The following is a 2173-nucleotide window of genomic DNA, read 5'->3' on the forward strand; positions in this document are numbered from 1 at the left end:
AGGCGTTTCACCCGCTCCGTCAGGCGTCGGGCGGGAATATCCTGATGGCGATCTGCATTGCCCGCGCCTATGCACGGCTCTGCGCGACCTGCGGAAAGGGGGTGCGGAACCTGCTGACCGATCACGCGCTCCTGCTGATACGGGAGGTTGAAAAGGCGGGGCATCTGCCCGAAGACATCGAGAGCGTGATCGAGGTCCTCCCCCCCGCCATCCGCAAGGCCAACCGGGAGCGCCAGAAAGAAGGCGAAAAATGAATGATACCGAACCCCTCGCCACAGGGGTAACTCTTGCACGGGAGACGATCGGAAGCTGGGCGGACTCCTTCTACGGGCTTGTTCCCAACCTGATCGTCGGCTTGCTTGCGATGATCCTGTTCGGCCTTCTGGCTTATGCGGTCAAGCGGCTGGTAACAGTGTATTTCCGGCGCATGGGCCGGCAGGACCTCGGGCTTATCCTCTCCAGTTTCAGCTTCTGGGGCGTGATTGTTTTCGGCCTTCTTTTGTCAACGACCATTGTCTTTCCCTCCGTCAGGCCCGCAGATATGCTCGCGAGCCTCGGCATCGGCTCCCTCGCTATCGGATTCGCCTTCAAGGATATATTGCAGAACTGGCTGGCCGGCTTGCTGATCCTGCTGCGCATGCCGTTCCGGCGCGGCGATCAGATAAAGGTCGGTGACGCGGAAGGAACGGTCCTGCGTATCGAGCCGCGGGCGACAGTTATCCGCACCTATGACGGCCGGGACATTGTCGTTCCGAACACGACAATCTACACCGGCACGGTCATCATCCATACGTCGCAGAAGGAGCGCCGGGTCGAGATCGACCTGACGGTCGGTTATGTCTATGACATCGGCAAGATGACCACCATTATCGAGAATTCGCTAGAGCAGGTTGAGGAAATCCTGACCGATCCGCCGCCGCAAATCCTCTGCTGGGAACTGGGCTCGACTTCCCTCGCGATGAAGGTCCGCTGGTGGATCAATTCCGAGCGCTCCGCCGAGGTGGTGACCCGCTCGCGCGCGGTCCGCGCCATAAAGGAGGCGTTTGAGGCAAACGACATCGATCCGACCGACCCGCAGCTGATCTATTACCAGAGCACGGACGGCGCGTCGGAGCCGGGGGGCAGCCCCGCCGCCTCGACCGGGGAGGCGAAGACAGAGGAAGTGGTCGCGGGCCCGCCACCGCCGAAACTGACCATCAGCCAGAATGACCCGGAAGCGGAAAAGCCGCAGGACAGCTCCAAGGCGGGCACATTGCTGATTGATAAATAAGCGTAAAAGTCCCATAGAAGAGCAAGGAATCTATACCAACAAGAAACGGTTAAGGCGAAAATCATGAAAATTCTGATCGTAGGCGCCGGGGGCGTGGGCGGATATTTTGGCGCGAAACTGATGCAGGCGGGGGCGGACATTACCTTCCTCTTGCGCGATAAACGGCATAAGCTCATCTCCGAGAACGGCCTGACAATCGAGAATGACGACGGCAGCTTCACCGTCCATCCGAACTCTGTGACCGCCGATCAGCTCTCGCCTGACTATGACCTGATTATGCTCGCGCCCAAGTCATATGACCTGAGGGATTCGCTGAACTCCCTTGAAAAGGCGAGCGGGAAGGGGCTGTTTCTGCCCTTCCTGAATGGCTATAACCATCTTGAATTTCTGGATAAAAGATATGGCAAGGATCGGGTGATGGGCGGCGTTGCCCATATCGCCTCGATGATTACGGAGACGGGTGCGGTCAAGCGCCTGGGCGATCTTGGCGGGCTCATTGTCGGCCATCGCACCGTCGCGCAAGAGGCGACCGCGCGGGAATTTGCGGGGCTCTGCGAGAAGGCTGATTTCAACTTCACCTACGCTGCGGATATCGAGCAATCCCTCTGGGAGAAATGGGTGATGCTGGCGACTCTCGCCGCGATGACGACGCTCTGCCTTGGCTCCGTCGGGGAGATCGTCGCGACCCGCTACGGCGCCGAGATGTCCCGCCGCACCCATGCGGAGGCCTGCGCCATCGCCGCCGCGAATGATCACCCGATCCCCGAAAAAGTGCAGGCCGGGCAGCTCGCCATGCTGACAAAAGAAGGCTCGATCTTTACCGCCTCGATGATGCGCGACCTTGTGGGCGGCCTCCGCACCGAGCATGAACATATCCTCGGCGACCTGATCGAAAAGGGAGCC

Annotated in this window: 3 protein-coding genes; all 3 read left to right on the forward strand. The window is 59.9% G+C overall.

Annotated elements, in window-relative coordinates:
- A partial coding sequence (locus P1U71_RS17915) for a hypothetical protein (protein WP_301107039.1) occupies positions 1-254 on the forward strand: 254 nt, incomplete at its 5' end.
- Complete coding sequence (locus tag P1U71_RS17920) at positions 251-1270, forward strand: mechanosensitive ion channel family protein (RefSeq protein ID WP_301107040.1); 1020 nt, start codon at positions 251-253, stop codon at positions 1268-1270. The genes P1U71_RS17915 and P1U71_RS17920, both read left to right, overlap by 4 nt.
- A gap of 63 nt (positions 1271-1333) precedes the next feature.
- The coding region (locus P1U71_RS17925) for a ketopantoate reductase family protein (RefSeq protein ID WP_301107041.1) at positions 1334-2173 on the forward strand (840 nt) is incomplete at its 3' end.

This window comes from Sneathiella sp., from assembly GCF_029233945.1.
Taxonomy (GTDB): domain Bacteria; phylum Pseudomonadota; class Alphaproteobacteria; order Sneathiellales; family Sneathiellaceae; genus Sneathiella.

What these genes read in the sequence shown, in the direction of transcription:
- P1U71_RS17920 (WP_301107040.1), top strand. Translation starts at nt 251, where the DNA reads ATGAATGATACCGAACCCCTCGCCACAGGGGTAACTCTTGCACGGGAG.